17 protein-coding genes and 1 other annotated feature are annotated in these 18,718 nt (G+C 42.7%); all 17 genes read right to left on the bottom strand.

Annotation, left to right across the window (positions count from 1 at the left end):
* Window positions 1–11: 11 nt before the first annotated feature.
* Window positions 12–2,090 (bottom strand): elongation factor G, encoded by a 2,079-nt coding sequence (fusA, locus tag CDZ94_RS14345; RefSeq protein WP_096438160.1) that lies wholly within the window; start codon window positions 2,088–2,090, stop codon window positions 12–14.
* Window positions 2,091–2,231: 141 nt separating this feature from the next.
* On the bottom strand, window positions 2,232–2,702 hold the full coding sequence (rpsG, locus tag CDZ94_RS14340) for a 30S ribosomal protein S7 (RefSeq protein ID WP_096438158.1): 471 nt from the start codon (window positions 2,700–2,702) through the stop codon (window positions 2,232–2,234).
* Window positions 2,703–2,745: 43 nt separating this feature from the next.
* Window positions 2,746–3,159 carry a 30S ribosomal protein S12 gene (gene rpsL / locus CDZ94_RS14335; RefSeq protein ID WP_096438156.1) on the bottom strand — a complete coding sequence of 138 codons (414 nt, stop codon included), beginning with the start codon at window positions 3,157–3,159 and terminating at the stop codon, window positions 2,746–2,748.
* Window positions 3,160–3,270: 111 nt separating this feature from the next.
* Window positions 3,271–3,519, bottom strand: coding sequence for a 50S ribosomal protein L7ae-like protein (locus CDZ94_RS14330; protein WP_096438154.1), 249 nt, complete (start codon window positions 3,517–3,519; stop codon window positions 3,271–3,273).
* A 148-nt stretch (window positions 3,520–3,667) separates the two neighbouring features.
* Window positions 3,668–7,285 (bottom strand): DNA-directed RNA polymerase subunit beta', encoded by a 3,618-nt coding sequence (rpoC, locus tag CDZ94_RS14325; protein WP_096438152.1) that lies wholly within the window; start codon window positions 7,283–7,285, stop codon window positions 3,668–3,670.
* A 36-nt stretch (window positions 7,286–7,321) separates the two neighbouring features.
* On the bottom strand, window positions 7,322–10,864 hold the full coding sequence (gene rpoB / locus CDZ94_RS14320; RefSeq protein WP_096438150.1) for a DNA-directed RNA polymerase subunit beta: 3,543 nt from the start codon (window positions 10,862–10,864) through the stop codon (window positions 7,322–7,324).
* Between the two features lie 459 nt (window positions 10,865–11,323).
* Window positions 11,324–11,923, bottom strand: a complete 600-nt coding sequence (locus CDZ94_RS14315) for a class I SAM-dependent methyltransferase (RefSeq protein WP_096438148.1) — start codon at window positions 11,921–11,923, stop codon at window positions 11,324–11,326.
* Window positions 11,924–12,409: 486 nt separating this feature from the next.
* Window positions 12,410–12,772 (bottom strand): 50S ribosomal protein L7/L12, encoded by a 363-nt coding sequence (gene rplL, locus CDZ94_RS14310; RefSeq protein WP_096438146.1) that lies wholly within the window; start codon window positions 12,770–12,772, stop codon window positions 12,410–12,412.
* Between the two features lie 64 nt (window positions 12,773–12,836).
* Window positions 12,837–13,337, bottom strand: coding sequence for a 50S ribosomal protein L10 (gene rplJ / locus CDZ94_RS14305; protein ID WP_096438144.1), 501 nt, complete (start codon window positions 13,335–13,337; stop codon window positions 12,837–12,839).
* A 38-nt stretch (window positions 13,338–13,375) separates the two neighbouring features.
* Window positions 13,376–13,524 (bottom strand) — a sequence feature (ribosomal protein L10 leader region).
* 48 nt (window positions 13,525–13,572) lie between these two features.
* Window positions 13,573–14,268 carry a 50S ribosomal protein L1 gene (gene rplA / locus CDZ94_RS14300; RefSeq protein WP_157812070.1) on the bottom strand — a complete coding sequence of 232 codons (696 nt, stop codon included), beginning with the start codon at window positions 14,266–14,268 and terminating at the stop codon, window positions 13,573–13,575.
* 216 nt (window positions 14,269–14,484) lie between these two features.
* A complete protein-coding gene (gene rplK / locus CDZ94_RS14295) occupies window positions 14,485–14,910 on the bottom strand; it encodes a 50S ribosomal protein L11 (protein ID WP_157812071.1) in 426 nt (141 codons plus the stop codon).
* A 468-nt stretch (window positions 14,911–15,378) separates the two neighbouring features.
* The gene (gene nusG / locus CDZ94_RS14290) at window positions 15,379–15,912 is read right to left on the bottom strand and encodes a transcription termination/antitermination protein NusG (RefSeq protein ID WP_096438140.1); all 534 of its coding nucleotides are present in this window, start codon (window positions 15,910–15,912) and stop codon (window positions 15,379–15,381) included.
* A gap of 59 nt (window positions 15,913–15,971) precedes the next feature.
* Window positions 15,972–16,166 (bottom strand): preprotein translocase subunit SecE, encoded by a 195-nt coding sequence (gene secE / locus CDZ94_RS14285; RefSeq protein WP_096438138.1) that lies wholly within the window; start codon window positions 16,164–16,166, stop codon window positions 15,972–15,974.
* 29 nt (window positions 16,167–16,195) lie between these two features.
* Window positions 16,196–16,345 carry a 50S ribosomal protein L33 gene (gene rpmG / locus CDZ94_RS14280; protein WP_096438136.1) on the bottom strand — a complete coding sequence of 50 codons (150 nt, stop codon included), beginning with the start codon at window positions 16,343–16,345 and terminating at the stop codon, window positions 16,196–16,198.
* Between the two features lie 309 nt (window positions 16,346–16,654).
* Window positions 16,655–17,293, bottom strand: coding sequence for an RNA polymerase sporulation sigma factor SigH (sigH, locus tag CDZ94_RS14275; protein ID WP_096440874.1), 639 nt, complete (start codon window positions 17,291–17,293; stop codon window positions 16,655–16,657).
* A gap of 174 nt (window positions 17,294–17,467) precedes the next feature.
* Complete coding sequence (locus CDZ94_RS14270) at window positions 17,468–17,980, bottom strand: NYN domain-containing protein (RefSeq protein ID WP_096438134.1); 513 nt, start codon at window positions 17,978–17,980, stop codon at window positions 17,468–17,470.
* A complete protein-coding gene (gene rlmB, locus CDZ94_RS14265) occupies window positions 17,981–18,712 on the bottom strand; it encodes a 23S rRNA (guanosine(2251)-2'-O)-methyltransferase RlmB (protein ID WP_096440872.1) in 732 nt (243 codons plus the stop codon).
* Between the last annotated feature and the right edge of the window lie 6 nt (window positions 18,713–18,718).

Here is an 18,718-nt window from a genome sequence, read left to right as displayed (position 1 = left end):
ACAATATTAGATTAACTACCAGATTGTTTTTTTACAATCTCTTCAGAAATACTCTTTGGCACTTCTTCATAGTGGTCAAAATGCATTGTATATTGTCCACGACCTTGTGTGTTTGAACGTAGTGATGTTGCATATCCAAACATTTCGGAAAGTGGCACCATTGCCTTAACGATTTGTGCATTTCCGCGAGCTTCCATTCCTTCTACACGTCCACGGCGAGAAGTAACGTCACCCATAATATCTCCCATGTATTCTTCAGGAACAACCACTTCAACTTTCATGATTGGCTCAAGAATAGCTGGGTCACATTTTTTCACTGCTTCTTTAACAGCAAGAGAAGCAGCCACTTTAAATGCCATCTCGTTTGAGTCAACATCGTGGTAAGAACCGTCGAAAAGACGTGCTTTAACGTCGATTACGGGATAACCTGCAAGCATACCGTTTTTAAGTGATTCTTCAAGGCCTTGTCCTACTGATGCAATGTATTCACGAGGAACAACCCCACCAACAATAGCATCTTCAAATTCGAAACCTGCTCCCTCTTCGTTTGGAGAGAACTCAACCCATACGTGACCGAATTGTCCACGACCACCAGATTGACGTACGAATTTACCTTCACACTTAGCGCTTTGGCGAATACTTTCACGGTAAGAAACTTGTGGAGCCCCTACATTCGCTTCTACTTTGAATTCACGTTTCAGACGGTCTACGATGATGTCAAGGTGAAGTTCACCCATACCAGCGATGATCGTTTGTCCAGTTTCTTCATCAGTGTGTGTGCGGAATGTTGGATCCTCTTCAGCAAGCTTCGCTAAAGCAATACCCATTTTATCTTGGTCTGCTTTAGACTTTGGCTCTACAGACAAGGAGATAACTGGCTCAGGGAACTCCATGGATTCGAGAATTACAGTGCTTTTCTCGTCACATAGTGTGTCACCTGTAGACGTATTTTTAAGACCAACACCTGCAGCAATATCACCGGAGTAGCAAGTTGGAATCTCTTCACGGTGGTTTGCGTGCATTTGAAGGATACGTCCCATACGCTCACGCTTATCTTTTGTAGAGTTCTTTACATATGAACCTGCGTTTACTGAACCAGAGTATACACGGAAGAACGTAAGTTTACCTACATATGGGTCTGTCGCAACTTTAAACGCCAATGCAGAGAATGGCTCGTCATCGCCCGCTTTACGTAGAACCTCTTCTTCTGTGTCAGGTAGAAAACCTGTCATATCCGGTACATCAAGTGGAGATGGCAAGTAATCAATAACAGAGTCAAGCATTAGTTGAACACCTTTGTTTTTGAAAGCCGATCCACAAATAACTGGATAAAATTCAACGTCACAAGTACCTTTACGGATAGCAGCTTTAATCTCATCCACAGTGAGTTCTTCACCTTCAAGATACTTCATCATTAAATCTTCGTCTAGCTCAGAAACAGCTTCCAATAACTTCTCGCGGTATTCATTCGCTTGATCTTTGTATTCGTCTGGAATTTCACGAGCTTCAGTACGTGAACCTAGATCGTCTAAGTAATAGAAAGCTTTCATTTCGACAAGGTCGATAATTCCTTCGAAGTCATCCTCTGCACCAATTGGCAGTTGGATCGCTTGTGCGTTTGCACCTAAACGATCGTGCATTGTGCCTAGAGAATAAAGGAAATCGGCTCCGATCTTGTCCATTTTGTTTACGAAAACAACACGTGGTACACCGTATGTCGTAGCTTGGCGCCAAACTGTTTCCGTTTGTGGTTCTACACCGGATTGTGCATCAAGTACTGCAACTGCACCGTCAAGTACACGTAAAGAACGCTCTACCTCTACAGTAAAGTCTACGTGACCTGGTGTATCGATGATGTTAACGCGGTGTTCTCTCCATGCAGCTGTTGTTGCAGCAGACGTGATCGTGATACCACGCTCTTGCTCTTGGTCCATCCAGTCCATTTGAGAAGCACCTTCGTGCGTTTCACCGATTTTGTGAATACGTCCTGTGTAGAAAAGAACTCGTTCAGTTGTTGTCGTTTTACCGGCATCGATGTGAGCCATGATCCCGATATTACGAGTTTTTTCCAAGGAGAACTCTCTTCCCATGGTCATTTTCTCCTTCCTAAAATGAAGATCTTATAGTAGTTGGAGACGGCTTTAGGTGAAAACGCTTATGCGCTCCACCTCTTATGCCCTCTCATATGCTGTAAATGCTGGTTCCATCCCCTTGTAAAACAAGGAGTTGAATTACCAACGATAGTGAGCAAATGCTTTGTTTGCTTCCGCCATACGGTGAGTGTCTTCACGTTTCTTAACAGCTGCACCTGTATTGTTTGCTGCGTCCATGATTTCGTTAGCTAGACGCTCTTCCATAGTCTTTTCACCACGGATGCGTGCATAGCTTACTAACCAACGAAGACCTAGTGTCGTACGACGTTCTGGTTTTACTTCGATTGGTACTTGATAGTTAGCACCACCAACACGACGAGCTTTTACTTCAAGAACTGGCATGATGTTTTTCAACGCTTGTTCAAAAACTTCTTGAGGATCATTGCCGGTACGTTCTTGCACTAGCTCAAATGATCTATATAGGGTAGTTTGAGCTTTCCCTTTTTTACCGTGGATCATCATACGATTGATCAAACGAGTGACAAGCTTTGATTTGTAAAGCGGATCAGGTAGTACATCTCTTTTTGGTACTGGTCCTTTACGAGGCATGTGGTCCCCTCCCTTCATTTCATCTATTATTAAAACCTAAATGTTACTTTTTAGGACGCTTCGTACCGTATTTAGAACGGCCTTGCGCACGGTTTTCAACTCCAGCAGTGTCCAATGCTCCACGTACGATGTGATAACGAACACCCGGTAAGTCTTTTACACGTCCACCACGGATAAGAACAACACTGTGTTCTTGCAAGTTGTGTCCAATCCCCGGGATATAAGCCGTTACTTCAATTTGGTTCGTTAAGCGTACACGAGCATATTTACGTAACGCCGAGTTTGGCTTCTTTGGTGTCATTGTTCCAACACGAGTACATACACCACGTTTTTGTGGAGAGCTCAAGTCCGTTTGTACTTTTTTGAAGCTGTTGTATCCTTTATTTAGAGCTGGTGAGTCGGACTGTTTTGTTTTAGATACGCGACCTTTACGTACCAATTGGTTAATTGTAGGCATGATTTTCCTCCTTTCATAACAACAATGGTTAAGTCCACTGGTCCAGGTGGTTCATAAAAGTGCAAAAGTAAAGTTTTTGCTTTTTTGGGGTATCCCAAAGCAAAAACTAATTTACTTTTTAATTGCAACTATCGCTGCTGATACGTCAATTCCACAAGCTTTACCAAGCTTTTTCATAGAATCCACGGTTGCGATCGGTACTCCTTGGTTCTCAGCTTCCGCCAACACCTTGGCAAGTACACTGTGATCAGCATCATCGGCAATAATTAATTCTATAACCTGCTGTTCTTCCAGTGCTTTAAGTGTCTGTTTCGTGCCCACTATCCGTTGATTCGCCTGCACTACTTTTTCATAAGACATTTGTTATCCTCCAAAGTATCAGGTATTAGGCGCACTTTTATATATTATCACTCGGGATAATAAGTGTCAACAACCTATGACAACTTTTATTAATAGTAGGATCAAGGGGAAAGAGTGCCCCCTCCCCCAAGACTCCTTGATTAATAGCTTACGATTCTTGAATTGTTGCTTCTTCGATCGCAGGCACTTCTTGTTGTTCTTCTCCTTCAACAGATACATCGATGCGGCGGTAGCGCTGCATTCCTGTACCCGCTGGCACAAGCTTACCGATAATGACATTCTCTTTCAGACCTACGAGTTCATCGCGTTTTCCTTTGATTGCTGCATCAGTCAGGACACGCGTTGTTTCCTGGAAGGATGCCGCGGATAAGAAGGAATCAGTCTCAAGAGAGGCTTTTGTAATACCAAGCAATACCGGTTTACCTGTTGCTGGTGTACCGCCTCGAAGTAATACGTCTTTATTTGCTTCGTTAAACTGATGGATTTCAACGAGAGATCCTGGTAATACGTCAGTATCACCTGCGTCAAGAACGCGAACTTTACGAAGCATTTGACGAACCATTACTTCCACGTGTTTATCTCCGATTTCTACCCCTTGCATTCGGTATACTTTCTGTACTTCACGTAAGAGATATTCTTGTACGCCTTGAACGCCGGATACTGCAAGCAATTCTTTAGGATCAATCGAACCTTCTGTAAGCTCCTGACCCGGCTTCACTTCAGCACCAGTCTCAACTTTCATACGAGATCCGTATGGCGTTGTGTAAGAGCGTGTTTCGATTTCGCCTTTTACGACGATTTCCTTTTTATCATTAACTTCTTTGACGTCGGTTACGATACCTTCAATCTCAGAAATCACCGCTTGACCTTTAGGGTTACGAGCCTCAAAGACTTCCTGAATACGCGGTAAACCTTGCGTGATATCGTCACCGGCAACCCCACCTGTGTGGAATGTACGCATTGTTAACTGTGTACCAGGCTCACCGATAGACTGTGCGGCGATAATACCAACTGCTTCACCAACTTCTACTTCAGCGCCTGTTGCAAGGTTACGTCCGTAGCAAGCTTTACATACACCATGTTTTGTATCACATGTGAAGGCAGAGCGGATGGTGATTTGTGTCACACCAGCGTCGTCAATGACTTTTGCCGTATCTTCATCGAGTGTTTGGTTCTTTTCTGCTAATACTTCACCTGTTTCAGGGTGCAGTACCGTCTGGAACGTTGCACGCCCGACAAGTCGATCGTAAAGAGGTTCAATAACCTCACTACCTTCTTGGATTGCAGCTACTTTTAAGCCTCGGTCAGTTCCGCAGTCTTGCTCACGAACAATAACATCTTGTGCTACGTCTACGAGACGACGTGTAAGGTAACCAGAGTCAGCCGTTTTGAGTGCCGTATCAGCAAGACCTTTACGAGCACCGTGAGTGGAAATAAAGTACTCAAGTACTGTTAGACCTTCGCGGAAACTGGATTTGATAGGAAGTTCGATAATTCGACCAGATGGGTTAGCCATCAAACCACGCATACCCGCAAGCTGCGTAAAGTTAGATGCGTTACCACGGGCACCAGAGTCACTCATCATAAAGATTGGGTTCTGATTATCGAGAGTACCCATCAACTTGCTTTGGATTTTGTCTTTTGCTGAACTCCAGATCTCAATAACTTTGTCATAACGCTCTTCCTCAGTGATTAAACCACGGCGGAATTGCTTCAAGACTCGTTCGACTTTTTGTTCTGCATCATCTAGGATATCTTGCTTGTCTTTTAGCACCACAATATCCGATACACCAATGGTAATACCAGCTTTTGTGGAGTAGTAAAAGCCTAGGTCTTTCATTTTATCAAGCATAATAGACGTCTCTGAGACTTTAAACTCTTTAAAGACTTGGGCAATAACATCCCCTAAGAAACCTTTTTTAAATGGTTTCACGATGTCACGTTCAGCATATAAACTTTTCACGTCCGTATCCATTGGGACGATGTATTCATCAGGCGTTTCTTCCTGAAGGTTAAACGCTGTTGGTTCGTTAATATAAGGGAATTCTGGTGGTAAAATTTCGTTAAAGATAATTTTACCTACAGATGTTAATAGTAACTTCCCGCGTTGGTGTTCTTTGAAAGGTTTGTCGCCAATTGAATCCACTGGTACCGCTATGCGCGTATGAAGATGAGCATAACCGTTTTGGTAAGCGGTAAGTGCTTCATTTGCGCCATAGTAAATGTTCCCTTCACCAATTGCACCTGAACGTTCAAGCGTTAAGTAGTAGTTACCTAGTACCATATCTTGAGAAGGTGTTACTACTGGTTTACCGTCTTTCGGGTTCAAGATGTTTTGTGCTGCAAGCATAAGTAAACGAGACTCTGCTTGAGCTTCTGCTGATAAAGGAACGTGAACAGCCATTTGGTCACCGTCAAAGTCAGCGTTATAAGCTGTACATACAAGCGGATGAAGTTTGATGGCACGCCCTTCCACAAGTGTTGGTTCAAACGCTTGAATTCCGAGTCTGTGCAAAGTAGGGGCACGGTTTAACAGTACCGGGTGTTCTTTAATAACTTCTTCAAGAACGTCCCACACTTCTGGTTGCACGCGCTCAACTTTACGCTTCGCGCTTTTAATATTATGAGCAAGCCCTTTGCTTACCAGCTCTTTCATTACAAATGGTTTGAATAGTTCAAGGGCCATCTCTTTTGGAAGACCACATTGATACATTTTCAAATGTGGGCCTACTACGATAACTGAACGACCGGAGTAGTCTACACGTTTACCTAGCAGGTTCTGGCGGAAACGCCCTTGCTTACCTTTCAACATATGCGAAAGTGACTTTAAAGGTCGGTTCCCCGGTCCAGTAACTGGACGACCGCGACGACCGTTGTCGATTAAAGCGTCCACAGCCTCTTGAAGCATCCGCTTCTCGTTTTGAACGATAATGCTCGGTGCTCCTAGATCTAGCAGTCGCTTCAAACGATTGTTACGGTTGATCACTCGACGATAAAGATCGTTTAAGTCTGATGTAGCAAAACGTCCACCATCCAGTTGAACCATTGGGCGCAGTTCTGGTGGAATAATCGGTAGAACGTCTAGAATCATCCAGTCAGGGTTGTTACCGGAATTACGGAATGCTTCAAGTACTTCAAGACGCTTAATCGCTCGCGTACGACGTTGTCCTTGAGCCGTTAATAATTCTTCTTTTAACATTTTAACTTCTTTTTCTAAATCGATATCTTGAAGCAGCTTACGAATCGCTTCTGCACCCATTTGAGCACTAAAAGTACGACCATACTTCTCACGGTACGCACGGTATTCTCTTTCGGAAAGAAGCTGCTTTAACTCTAGTGGGGTATCCCCAGTTTCTGTTACGACGTAGGAAGCAAAATAAATGACTTCCTCCAATGACCGAGGAGACATGTCAAGAACAAGTCCCATTCGGCTAGGGATTCCTTTAAAGTACCAAATATGAGATACAGGGGCAGCAAGTTCAATGTGCCCCATTCTCTCACGACGTACTTTTGCTCGCGTGACTTCAACACCACAACGGTCACAAACGACGCCCTTATAACGGACACGTTTATACTTTCCGCAATGACATTCCCAATCCTTTGTTGGACCGAAAATGCGTTCACAGAACAGACCGTCTTTTTCAGGTTTGAGAGTTCTGTAGTTGATTGTTTCAGGCTTTTTTACCTCGCCTCTTGACCAAGAGCGGATTTTATCCGGAGAAGCCAAGCCAATTTTCATATACTCAAAGTTATTTACATCTATCAAGGGGCCAACCTCCCTTTCAGCTTTCAAGATCTGCCATTAACCGTTTGATTCACTGGACTCCAGGTTCAGGTTCAACTTGTCGTTATTTTGATCTTCTTCGTCATCTAACTCCAGCATTTCAATTTCTTCTTCGTTACTGGATAGCATCTTAACGTCCATTCCCAAGCTTTGAAGTTCTTTAATAAGAACTTTAAACGATTCAGGTACACCTGGCTCAGGAACGTTTTCGCCTTTGACAATTGCTTCATACGTTTTTACGCGACCGACCACATCATCGGATTTCACCGTTAGGATTTCTTGTAATGTGTAAGCCGCACCGTATGCTTCTAATGCCCATACCTCCATCTCACCGAAACGCTGTCCTCCAAATTGTGCTTTACCACCAAGAGGTTGCTGCGTAACAAGAGAGTATGGACCTGTAGAACGAGCATGTAATTTATCATCAACCATGTGAGCCAGTTTAATCATGTACATAACTCCGACGGATACACGGTTATCAAACGGTTCACCAGTTCTTCCATCGTAAAGGACCGTTTTCGCATCGCGAGCCATACCCGCTTCCGCAATCGTAGACCATACGTCTTCCTCTCGTGCACCATCAAATACAGGGGATGCAACGTGGATGCCTAAGTTACGAGCAGCCATACCTAAATGCATTTCCAGTACCTGACCGATGTTCATACGAGATGGTACCCCTAATGGGTTCAACATGATATCGATTGGCGTTCCGTCTGGAAGATAAGGCATATCTTCTTCTGGCAGAATTCGGGAAATAACACCTTTGTTTCCGTGACGACCGGCCATTTTATCGCCTTCGTGAATTTTACGTTTCTGTACAATATACACACGTACGAGCTGGTTCACACCCGGTGGCAGTTCGTCGCCATCTTCACGATTAAAGATTTTTACATCTAAGACAATACCATCGCCTCCGTGTGGTGCACGTAATGAAGTATCTCTTACTTCCCGAGCTTTTTCACCGAAAATAGCATGGAGCAGACGCTCTTCTGCTGTAAGTTCTGTTACTCCTTTTGGCGTAACTTTACCCACAAGAATGTCGCCGTCTTTTACTTCGGCACCGACACGAATAATTCCACGTTCATCGAGGTTGCGTAACGCATCTTCCCCAACGTTTGGAATATCTCTTGTAATTTCTTCTGGTCCGAGCTTCGTATCACGAGCTTCAGACTCGTACTCTTCAATATGAATCGACGTATAGACATCATCTTTTACAAGGCGTTCACTTAAAATAATCGCATCCTCGTAGTTGTAGCCGTCCCACGTCATAAACCCAACAAGAACGTTACGCCCGAGCGCCATTTCACCTTTTTCCATTGATGGTCCATCAGCGAGAATTTCACCTTTTGTTACGATGTCTCCTTCACTTACAATCGGACGCTGGTTGTAACACGTACCTTGGTTGGAACGGATAAACTTTTGAAAGTTGTAACGGACCGCGTCTCCTTCGATTTCTTTTCCATCAACTTCTTCAATTCGACGAACTTGAATGTAGCTGCCAGAAACGCGTTCTACACGTCCTTTTGATTTAGAAATGACAGCAGCCCCGGAGTCTTTCGCAGATACATACTCCATTCCTGTCCCTACTAGTGGGGATTCAGGGTTTAAAAGAGGAACTGCCTGACGTTGCATGTTCGCACCCATTAACGCACGGTTGGAGTCATCGTTTTCCAAGAAAGGAATACAAGCCGTCGCAGCGGAAACAACCTGCTTCGGTGATACGTCCATATAGTCGACGCGATCCTTAGGTACGACGATGTTCTCACCACGGAATCGGCAAATGATATTATCATCCTCGAACACACCGTTTTCACCCAGCTTTGCATTCGCCTGAGCGACAACATAATTGTCTTCTTCGTCAGCTGTCAGATAATCAATCTGAGCAGAAACGGCACCTGTCTCATGGTCGACCTTACGATAAGGTGTTTCCATAAATCCGAACTCGTTTACTTTCGCATAACTGGAAAGCGAGTTAATTAATCCGATGTTCGGACCCTCAGGTGTTTCAATCGGACACATACGGCCGTAGTGGGAGTAGTGAACGTCACGCACTTCAAAGCCTGCGCGTTCACGCGTTAAACCACCAGGTCCCAATGCAGATAGTCGACGTTTGTGTGTTAACTCAGCTAGAGGGTTCGTCTGGTCCATAAATTGAGAAAGCTGCGAGCTTCCAAAGAACTCTTTTATTGACGCAATAACCGGACGGATATTGATCAAAGCTTGTGGCGTAATCATATTGGCGTCTTGGATCGACATACGTTCACGAACCACACGCTCCATCCGAGATAAACCGATACGGAATTGGTTTTGAAGCAATTCCCCTACAGAACGCAAACGACGGTTACCTAAGTGATCGATGTCGTCAGTGTTTCCAACGCCATGTAATAGGTTAAAGAAGTAGTTAATGGAAGAAATAATATCAGCAGGCGTAATGTTCTTTACGCTTCTGTCTACTACTCCATTCCCTAACACACGAATTGGCTCCGCATCTTCTTTTCCGTTTTGAGGATGAATGAGAACAGACTGCAACTCTACTTCTTCATCTTCCACTACCCCACCGTTAAGTGTGTAGTGACGGAACCCTACGTTGTTTTCTAAGTAAGGGATTAAACGATCAAGAAGACGGCGGTCAATCATAGCCCCTTCTTCTGCTAGTACTTCGCCTGTATCAGGGTCAACAAGCGTTTCTGCTAACCGTTGATTGAAGAGACGATCTTTTATATGAAGTTTTTTATTCATTTTATAACGCCCAACGTTCGCTAGGTCGTATCGTTTTGGATCAAAAAAGCGCGATTCTAATAAACTTTTCGCGTTATCGACCGTTGGAGGTTCTCCAGGACGAAGGCGCTCATAAATTTCTAGCAATGCTTTTTCAGATCCATCTGTGTTGTCTTTTTCAAGAGAATTGCGTAAGTATTCATCTTCTCCTAGTAGATCAATGATCTCTTGATCAGTTCCAAACCCGAGAGCACGGAGTAACACCGTAACCGGAATTTTTCTTGTACGATCAATTCGTACGTAAACGACATCTTTGGCGTCTGTTTCCAACTCTAACCAAGCACCGCGGTTTGGAATTACGGTAGCACCAAAGCCTTTTTTGCCATTTTTATCGATCTTGTCGTTAAAGTAGACACTTGGAGAACGAACAAGCTGAGAAACAATGACACGCTCTGCACCGTTTATGACGAATGTCCCTGTTTCGGTCATAAGTGGGAAATCTCCCATAAATACTTCCTGCTCTTTTACTTCCCCTGTCTCTTTGTTGATCAAGCGTACCTTGACACGAAGAGGTGCAGAATAAGTAACATCCCGTTCTTTCGATTCTTCCACAGAGTATTTTGGGTCACCTAAGCTATAATCAATAAACTCTAAAACCAAATTACCTGTAAAATCTTCGATCGGGGAGATGTCTTGAAACATCTCGCGAATACCCTCATCAAGAAACCATTGATAAGAAGCTGATTGAATCTCAATTAAGTTTGGCAGTTCCAAAACTTCGTTGATTCTTGCATAACTTCTTCTCTGGCGGTGACGTCCATACTGAACTTGTTGACCTGTCAACTGATTCACCCCTCAAAACTAACGTTTTTATTAAGAAAAGCGCAAGCACCTATTTCATGAGTGGCCATTACTTTTAGTCGGTAAACCATGAGCAGCTATCTCTGCTTCGTTCGACGTAAAGTGACCTTGTCTTCATAGGCGCCAGAGCTAAACATAGACACGAAAATCTTAAACTTTCTTATCTATGATCAAAAGGACATAAAAGTTTCGTCCTTTAATAGCATTCACTGGGTCAAATGATCGGCGTGCTTATGCACCAATAACTGTACTCTCGTTAAAATAATTGTAGAAACAAAGAAAAAAGGGTATTTTCAAAGCCTTTTACCCCTTAAGCATAAAAGACGTTACTAGTTTGTCCAAAATGACCCTTTTTCATACACATCTCCTATATTTAAACGCATTGACCCTATTTTCATATTCATACGCATTAAATAACATTAACACAACCGGAAATCCGAGTCAATATTTTTTTGCATTCAAAATAAAGTAACCTTTTTCTTTCCTCGGAACCTCTACAACATCAAACATTTCTTCTAATTTCTTCTTTGCTGAAGGGGCACCTTGTTTCTTCTGAATGACAACCCACAACTCGCCGCCGGATAGTAACTGAGCATAAGCCTCTTCAAATAATTGATGGACAATTTTTTTGCCCGCACGAATCGGCGGGTTAGTTAAAATTGTCGCAAACTCGTAATCACGAACGTTCGAAAACAAGCTACTTTGGATTACCTCGACATTTCCAACTCGATTCAGCTTGGCATTATTTTTCGCTAACTCAACCGCTCGTTTGTTCACATCCACCATCACAATGGAACGGTCCGAGTTTTCTTTAGCAAGAGTAACACCAATCGGCCCCCATCCACATCCAATGTCACCAATCCCCCCTTTTACTGTCGGCCATTCAAACGACTCTAGTAACACTCTTGTCCCAAAGTCTATGTCGCCTTTTGAAAAAACACCTCGGTCGGAGGTGAAAGTTAATTGTTGTTCTCGAATTACGACGTTAATCGTTGTTGGATCACTTTCCACATTTGGGTTTTCCGAATAATAATGGTCCATATTGTTTTCACCCGCATTACCTGAATTTTCATTCTAGAAAAGAGCACGATGGCGCCTTAAGCTAGACACCGAAACGTAGATTTACTTTCTTAACTCTTGAGCAAAGGCCTCATTCTCCAGTGTTAGCGTAGATGAGGTTTTTCAATCAATTGGAAGAGAATCTTCCGTTACCTTCTTCTTTTACCATATAAGTGCGTGTTCAAAAGGAGCATAAAAAGAGCCGAGTAGGTCGAGGCGACGATGTCTTCGAGCACCGGATCGTATGATGTTAATACGTGAGGAGCGAGAAACAAGCCAACAAGCTTCCCCAGTATGGGCTGACTTCTGCGTACGCCACAGGACGTGGCGGTATTTAGCAGGAGATCCAATTCTACGACAGCTATTTTTAGCGGACTTTTTGAACATCCTCTATAAATGAATTTACGAAAAATGGTTAAAAAAACTCGCTTTGGAAACCAAAGCGAGTTTTTTATAAAGAGTAGCTTCTTATTTAAGTTCGATTGAAGCTCCAGCTTCTTCTAGCTTAGCTTTCATTTCATCAGCATCTTCTTTAGATACGCCTTCTTTAAGTGGAGCAGGAGCACCATCTACAAGAGCTTTTGCATCTTTCAAGCCAAGACCAGTGATTTCACGAACTACTTTGATAACGTTGATTTTAGATGCGCCAGCAGATTCTAGTACAACGTCAAATTCAGTTTGCTCTTCAGCTGCTTCAGCGGCACCGCCACCTGCAACTGCTACTGGTGCTGCAGCTTCAACACCGAATTCTTCCTCGATCGCTTTAACAAGATCGTTTAGTTCTAAAACAGACATTTCTTTAATTGCATCAATAATTTGCTCTTTAGTCATTTGTCTTTCCTCCTATAATTATAAGTTTTCTAAATTTATCGTCACGCTAATCGGCGAGTATATTTTACGCACCTTGTTCTTCTTTTTGCTCTGCAACAGCTTTTGTAGCCAATGCAAAGTTGCGGATTGGAGCTTGCATAACGCTGAGAAGCATTCCAAGCAATCCGTCGCGAGAAGGTAGTTCTGCTAGAGCCTTCACTTCTTCTAAAGAAGCTACTCGACCTTCAATTACCCCCGCTTTAAGTTCTAGCGCTTCGTGATCTTTTGCAAAGTTATTTAAAATCTTTGCAGGCGCGATTACATCATCATTACTGAAAGCAATCGCAGTAGGTCCTACCAACTGCTCGTCTAGTTCTGTCAAACCAGTTTCCGCAGCGGCGCGGCGAACCATAGAGTTTTTATAAACTTTGAAGTCTACACCCGCTTCACGAAGTTGTTTACGAAGTTCTGTAACTTCAGAAACATCAAGTCCACGGTAATCAACCACAATTGTTGATTGGCTCTCTTGTAACTTCGTTGCGATTTCACCAACGAGTTGTTGTTTCTTTTCGATAATTGCGCTCATCCTATCCTGACACCTCCCATAAATCAATCATTCATACCGAAGAAAGTAAAAAGGCCTCCATGCATAGACATGGAGGCACACGTATCGATAACCTATGGATTCATAGGGATCTGACATGATTTCACCTCGGCAGGAAATTAAGCGATTTACTCGCACCTACTGTCTACGGTATGACTTATTTGAATTTCACTATTGAATAGTATATCTTCCCTCGCAGGGTAAGTCAACTATATTCTTAATGTTTGAAGCTGGAAGAGTTTACCTTCACACCAGGTCCCATTGTAGATGCAACAGAGACATTGCGCACGTAAGTACCTTTAGACGCTGAAGGTTTTACTTTCAACAATGTTTCAATCATTGTTGAAAAGTTTTCAACCAATTTGTCAGTATCAAAAGATACTTTTCCGATTGGAACATGAATGTTTCCGGATTTGTCTACACGGTACTCTACTTTACCGGCTTTGATTTCATTCACAGCTTTTTCAACTTCGAACGTCACTGTGCCGGTTTTAGGGTTTGGCATAAGACCTTTTGGTCCTAATACTCGACCTAATTTACCAACCTGAGCCATCATATCTGGTGTTGCAACAACCACATCAAAGTCAAACCATCCTTGGTTGATTTTGTTGATAAGGTCTTCTTCACCTACATAGTCAGCTCCAGCTGCTTCTGCCTCTTTTGCTTTGTCGCCTTTTGCGAAAACAAGTACACGTTGTGTTTTACCTGTTCCGTTAGGAAGAACGACAGCACCACGGATTTGTTGGTCCGCTTTCTTCGGATCTACCCCAAGACGAGCAGCTAGTTCAACAGTTTCATCAAAGTTAGCTGTTGCCGTTTTCTTTACTAACTCGATAGCTTCTTGTGCATCGTACGCTTTTTCGCGGTCAACGAGCTTCAAAGCATCTTCGAATTTTTTGCCTTTGTTAGCCATGTTAATTTCCTCCTTGATTGTGGTTTTAGCGGTTAGACCTCCCACTAATAAAGGTTGCGAACCTTGTAAATGAAGTTTAAAAATTCCGGAAAAAATAGCTGTGTAAAGGTACACCGTGTACTCTCCTAAGCTCCATTTATCCTTCGTTTTAAACAAACACTAACTCAAGTGGGAACGAATTCCCTGTCGCAACCTCACTTACTTTCATGGGTTAAATTAGCCTTCGATAACGATACCCATACTACGGGCAGTACCTTCAACCATACGCATAGCTGCTTCAACATCAGCTGCGTTAAGGTCAGGCATTTTCTGTTCCGCAATTTCACGAACTTTATCACGATTTAACGTTGCCACCTTGTTTTTGTTCGGCTCACCAGAAGCCGCTTCAATACCTGCTGCTTTTTTCAATAGAACTGCAGCCGGTGGGGTTTTCGTGATAAATGTAAATGAACGGTCTTCAAATACCGTGATTTCAACCGGAATAATTAAGCCCGCTTGTTCTTGTGTACGAGCGTTAAATTCTTTACAGAATCCCATGATGTTTACCCCTGCTTGACCTAGTGCTGGTCCGACAGGCGGTGCTGGGTTCGCTTTACCAGCTGGGATTTGAAGTTTTACAACTTTAATGACCTTTTTAGCCACGCGACACACCTCCTTAAGTCCGTGATGTGGTAAACCGGGCAATTGCCCTCCCACTCATGTCCTGCTTCTTTGCAGGAAAAAACGTGAACATGATGTTCACGTCATTAACAACATTCAAATTTTATCACTTACAAAAACAGATATCAAGTAGTTTTATAAGAAGATGTTCAAAAATCCGCTAAAAATAGCTATTCAACTGTAGGTATTCCGCTAAATACCTCGTCCTGTGACGAATACAGAAGTTTCCCACCTAAACCTACTTGGCTCTTTTTATGCTCTATTTATACCTCTTTTGAACTCGTATTATTAGAAAAGCGTAAGGCGCCCTTACCCGACGACATGCAAATGTTCTGTCCGATAAAAAGTGCTTTTTACTTTTGATCGGATAGGTTATTTGACACGAGTCGATGGCGCCTGGTGCTAGACAAGCGTAGATTTTTATACTTTCTTAACTCTTAAAAAAGCAGATTAAATCTTTTCGACTTGATTAAACTCGAGCTCGACCGGAGTTTCACGGCCAAACATGTTTACATGTACTTTTAATTTTTGCTTGTCCGCAAAGATATCTTCAACAGTACCAATGAAGTTTGCGAACGGCCCTTCTTTTACTTTAACAGACTCTTTGATTTCAAAATCAACCTCTGCTTTTGGTTGTTCTACACCCATTTGGCGCAAGATTGCTTCCACTTCTTCAGGAAGAAGCGGGGTAGGCTTTGAGCCTGCTCCAGAAGAACCTACGAATCCAGTAACACCAGGGGTATTACGTACAACATACCACGAATCATCTGTCATAACCATTTCTACAATAACATAACCAGGAAAGACCTTTTTCGTAACTTGCTTACTCTTTCCATTTTTCACTTCCGTTTCTTCCTCAACAGGAACAAGGACACGAAAGATTTTATCGGTCATGTCCATTGATTCAACACGCTTTTCCAGATTCGTTTTTACTTTATTCTCATACCCAGAATAGGTGTGGACAACATACCAGTTTTTCTCCATGACGATCAGGACGTAAAGTCCTTCCCTCCTCTAAAACAACTTTCTCTCACTGTTCAATACTAGTTTAAAATAATGCGGATCAATTCAGAAATTCCTAGGTCTACTATCGCAAAGAATACCGCGATAAACGCTACAGTAGCTATAACAACACCGGTGTAACGTACCAATTCTTTACGTGTTGGCCAAGTTACTCGTTTCATTTCTGTTGAAACTTCTTTTAAAAATTTTACGGGTTTTTTTGCTGTTTCTGCCATACAAGCCACCTCCAACCTATGAATTCAATTTATTTCGTTTCCACATGGGTTGTATGCTTACCGCAAGTCTTACAATATTTCTTTTTTTGCAAACGCTCAGAACGTCCGCTTTCGGTTTTTGTGGTTGAATAGTTTCGGGACTTACATTCCGAACATGCGAGAACGATTTTTGTTGACATAGTTAACTCCTTAGCTGTTTAAACACCATTATGTACATATGTGTACATACCATACAAAGTTATCACAATAAAAGAAGGGCTGTCAATCGACCTCCCCTTCACAGTGTCGCCTGCTTTAAGATATTTCATAACAAGAGGAAGAGAAAGTTTAAGGTTATGAGGTTCCACCTAATAGGATGTTTTATATTTGCTAGTAGAGCCGTTGGTCCTTTCTCACTCTTTATACACAATCTTTGAAACTACCCTCCACCACGCTTATAGTGGACATCCTTGCTTCACTTCTAAAAGAAAACAGGGTCCATCCCCTGTCTACAGCTTTACACCTTTTATTTCAACGTAACGTTCTAACTTGCGCTTCACGCGTTGCAGGGCGTTGTCTATTGATTTAACATGCCGATTAAGATCCACCGAAATTTCCTGATAACTTCGCCCATCCAAATACAGCATAAGCACCTGTCTTTCGAGTTCACTTAATATTTCACTCATTTTAACTTCAATATCATCAAACTCTTCTTGGTTTATGAGTAACTCTTCTGGATCACTAACTCTCGACCCACAGATCACATCCAGTAATGTCCGATCTGATTCTTCATCATACAAAGGCTTATCCAGCGATACATACGAATTAAGAGGAATGTGCTTTTGCCTTGTCGCTGTTTTGATAGCTGTAATGATTTGACGCGTAATACATAACTCAGCAAACGCTTTAAATGAGGACAGCTTGTCCCCTTTAAAATCGCGAATTGCTTTGTAAAGGCCAATCATTCCTTCCTGAACGATGTCTTCATGATCGGCTCCGATGAGAAAGTATGACCTAGCTTTCGCTCGTACGAAGTTTTTGTATTTGTTAATCAGATACTCAAGTCCCGCACTATCTCCTTCTCGGACATACTCCACCAGGGTTTCGTCGTCCATTGCATCAAACGTGACATTCTGTCTAGTTTCCATGAGGTCTAAAGCCACTGCGATCCCTCCGACCCTGTCTTTTTCTATTTAAAAAAAGGCTTTGTTTGCACTGATCTGCTAAAATGTAAGCGCATAATTAAAAAACCTTTTTAAACAGATTGAATTGTCTAAATATAGAAACATTATACTAAATAAAAAGGAAAGGCGTCAAGGTGCTCACCGCTCCCCTCGACGCCATTTTTCAAAAATTTCTGCCATTTCATCACTTATTGGAAGTTTTGTTCGTGCCGTTTGTTTTTTTACCCTCAACACTTGTTTTGCGATCCCTTTTTCGATCGCACCCACTTCAGTTCTGAGCTCTCTCGCTGACTTCCGCAGCGCCCCACTCGCAAAAATCACGCGCTGCTCAAGAAAATCCGATGTGGCCACTGATATTTCTGTGTCCACTCTTTTCAATGTCCGAACGAGTTTTTCAATCCGTTCATCGGCCGTTTCTTTTTCCTTTGTATAGACGATATCAACTCGATAATTTCGATACTTCCTCCCAAGTCCAGGTACCATGTGAGCATCGAAAATGATCATAATTTTAACCCCTGTATAAGCTTGGTATTCTGCCATTTTTTCAATAAGGAGATCTCGAGCCCCTTCTAAGTCACTTTGCTGCATTTCTCTTAGTTCAGGCCAGTCCCCGATAATATTATATCCATCAACAAGTAGAAATCGTCGCATCTATTTCGATCCTTTAGGGTGCCGGCGACGATGAACTTCATACATAAGCAAAGCAGCTGCAACAGAAGCATTCAATGAAGTCACATGCCCTGACATCGGAATTTGAACTAAGAAATCGCATTTTTCTTTTACTAAACGACTGAGTCCTTTTCCTTCACTGCCGATCACCAGTCCAACAGGCATGTCAAAATCGGTTTCCCGATAATCTTCATTTCCGCTGGCATCGGTTCCAACAAACCAGAGACCTCGGTCTTTAAGCTCGTCCATTGTTCGGGCAAGATTCGTAACGCGCGTCACCGGGATATGTTCAATAGCACCCGTAGAGGCTTTCGCTACAGTAGAGGTCAGTCCAACCGACCGTCGCTTCGGAACGATGACTCCATGAGCACCAACAGCATCAGCAGTACGTAAAATTGATCCTAAGTTATGAGGATCTTCAAGCTCATCCAAAATGAGAAAAAATGGTGGTTCTCCGCTTTGTTCTGCTTTTTCGAATAAGACATCAATATCTTTATACTCATAGGCGGCCACTTGAGCCACCACACCTTGATGCTGGGTCGATTCTGATATTTGGTCGACCTTACGCTTAGGGACAAATTGAATAGAAACCTTTGCTGATTTAGCTAAATCGATCACTTTGCCCATTTGTCCTTTTTGTGACCCTTCAGCTACCCAAAGCTTATGGATCGGACGATTTGCTTTTAACGCTTCGATCACCGGATTCTTCCCCATAATTAA

This window comes from Alteribacter populi, from assembly GCF_002352765.1.
Classification (GTDB): domain Bacteria; phylum Bacillota; class Bacilli; order Bacillales; family Salisediminibacteriaceae; genus Alteribacter; species Alteribacter populi.
The sequence above is the reverse complement of the archived record's forward strand: the minus strand, read 5'-3'. Positions and strand labels throughout refer to the sequence as shown.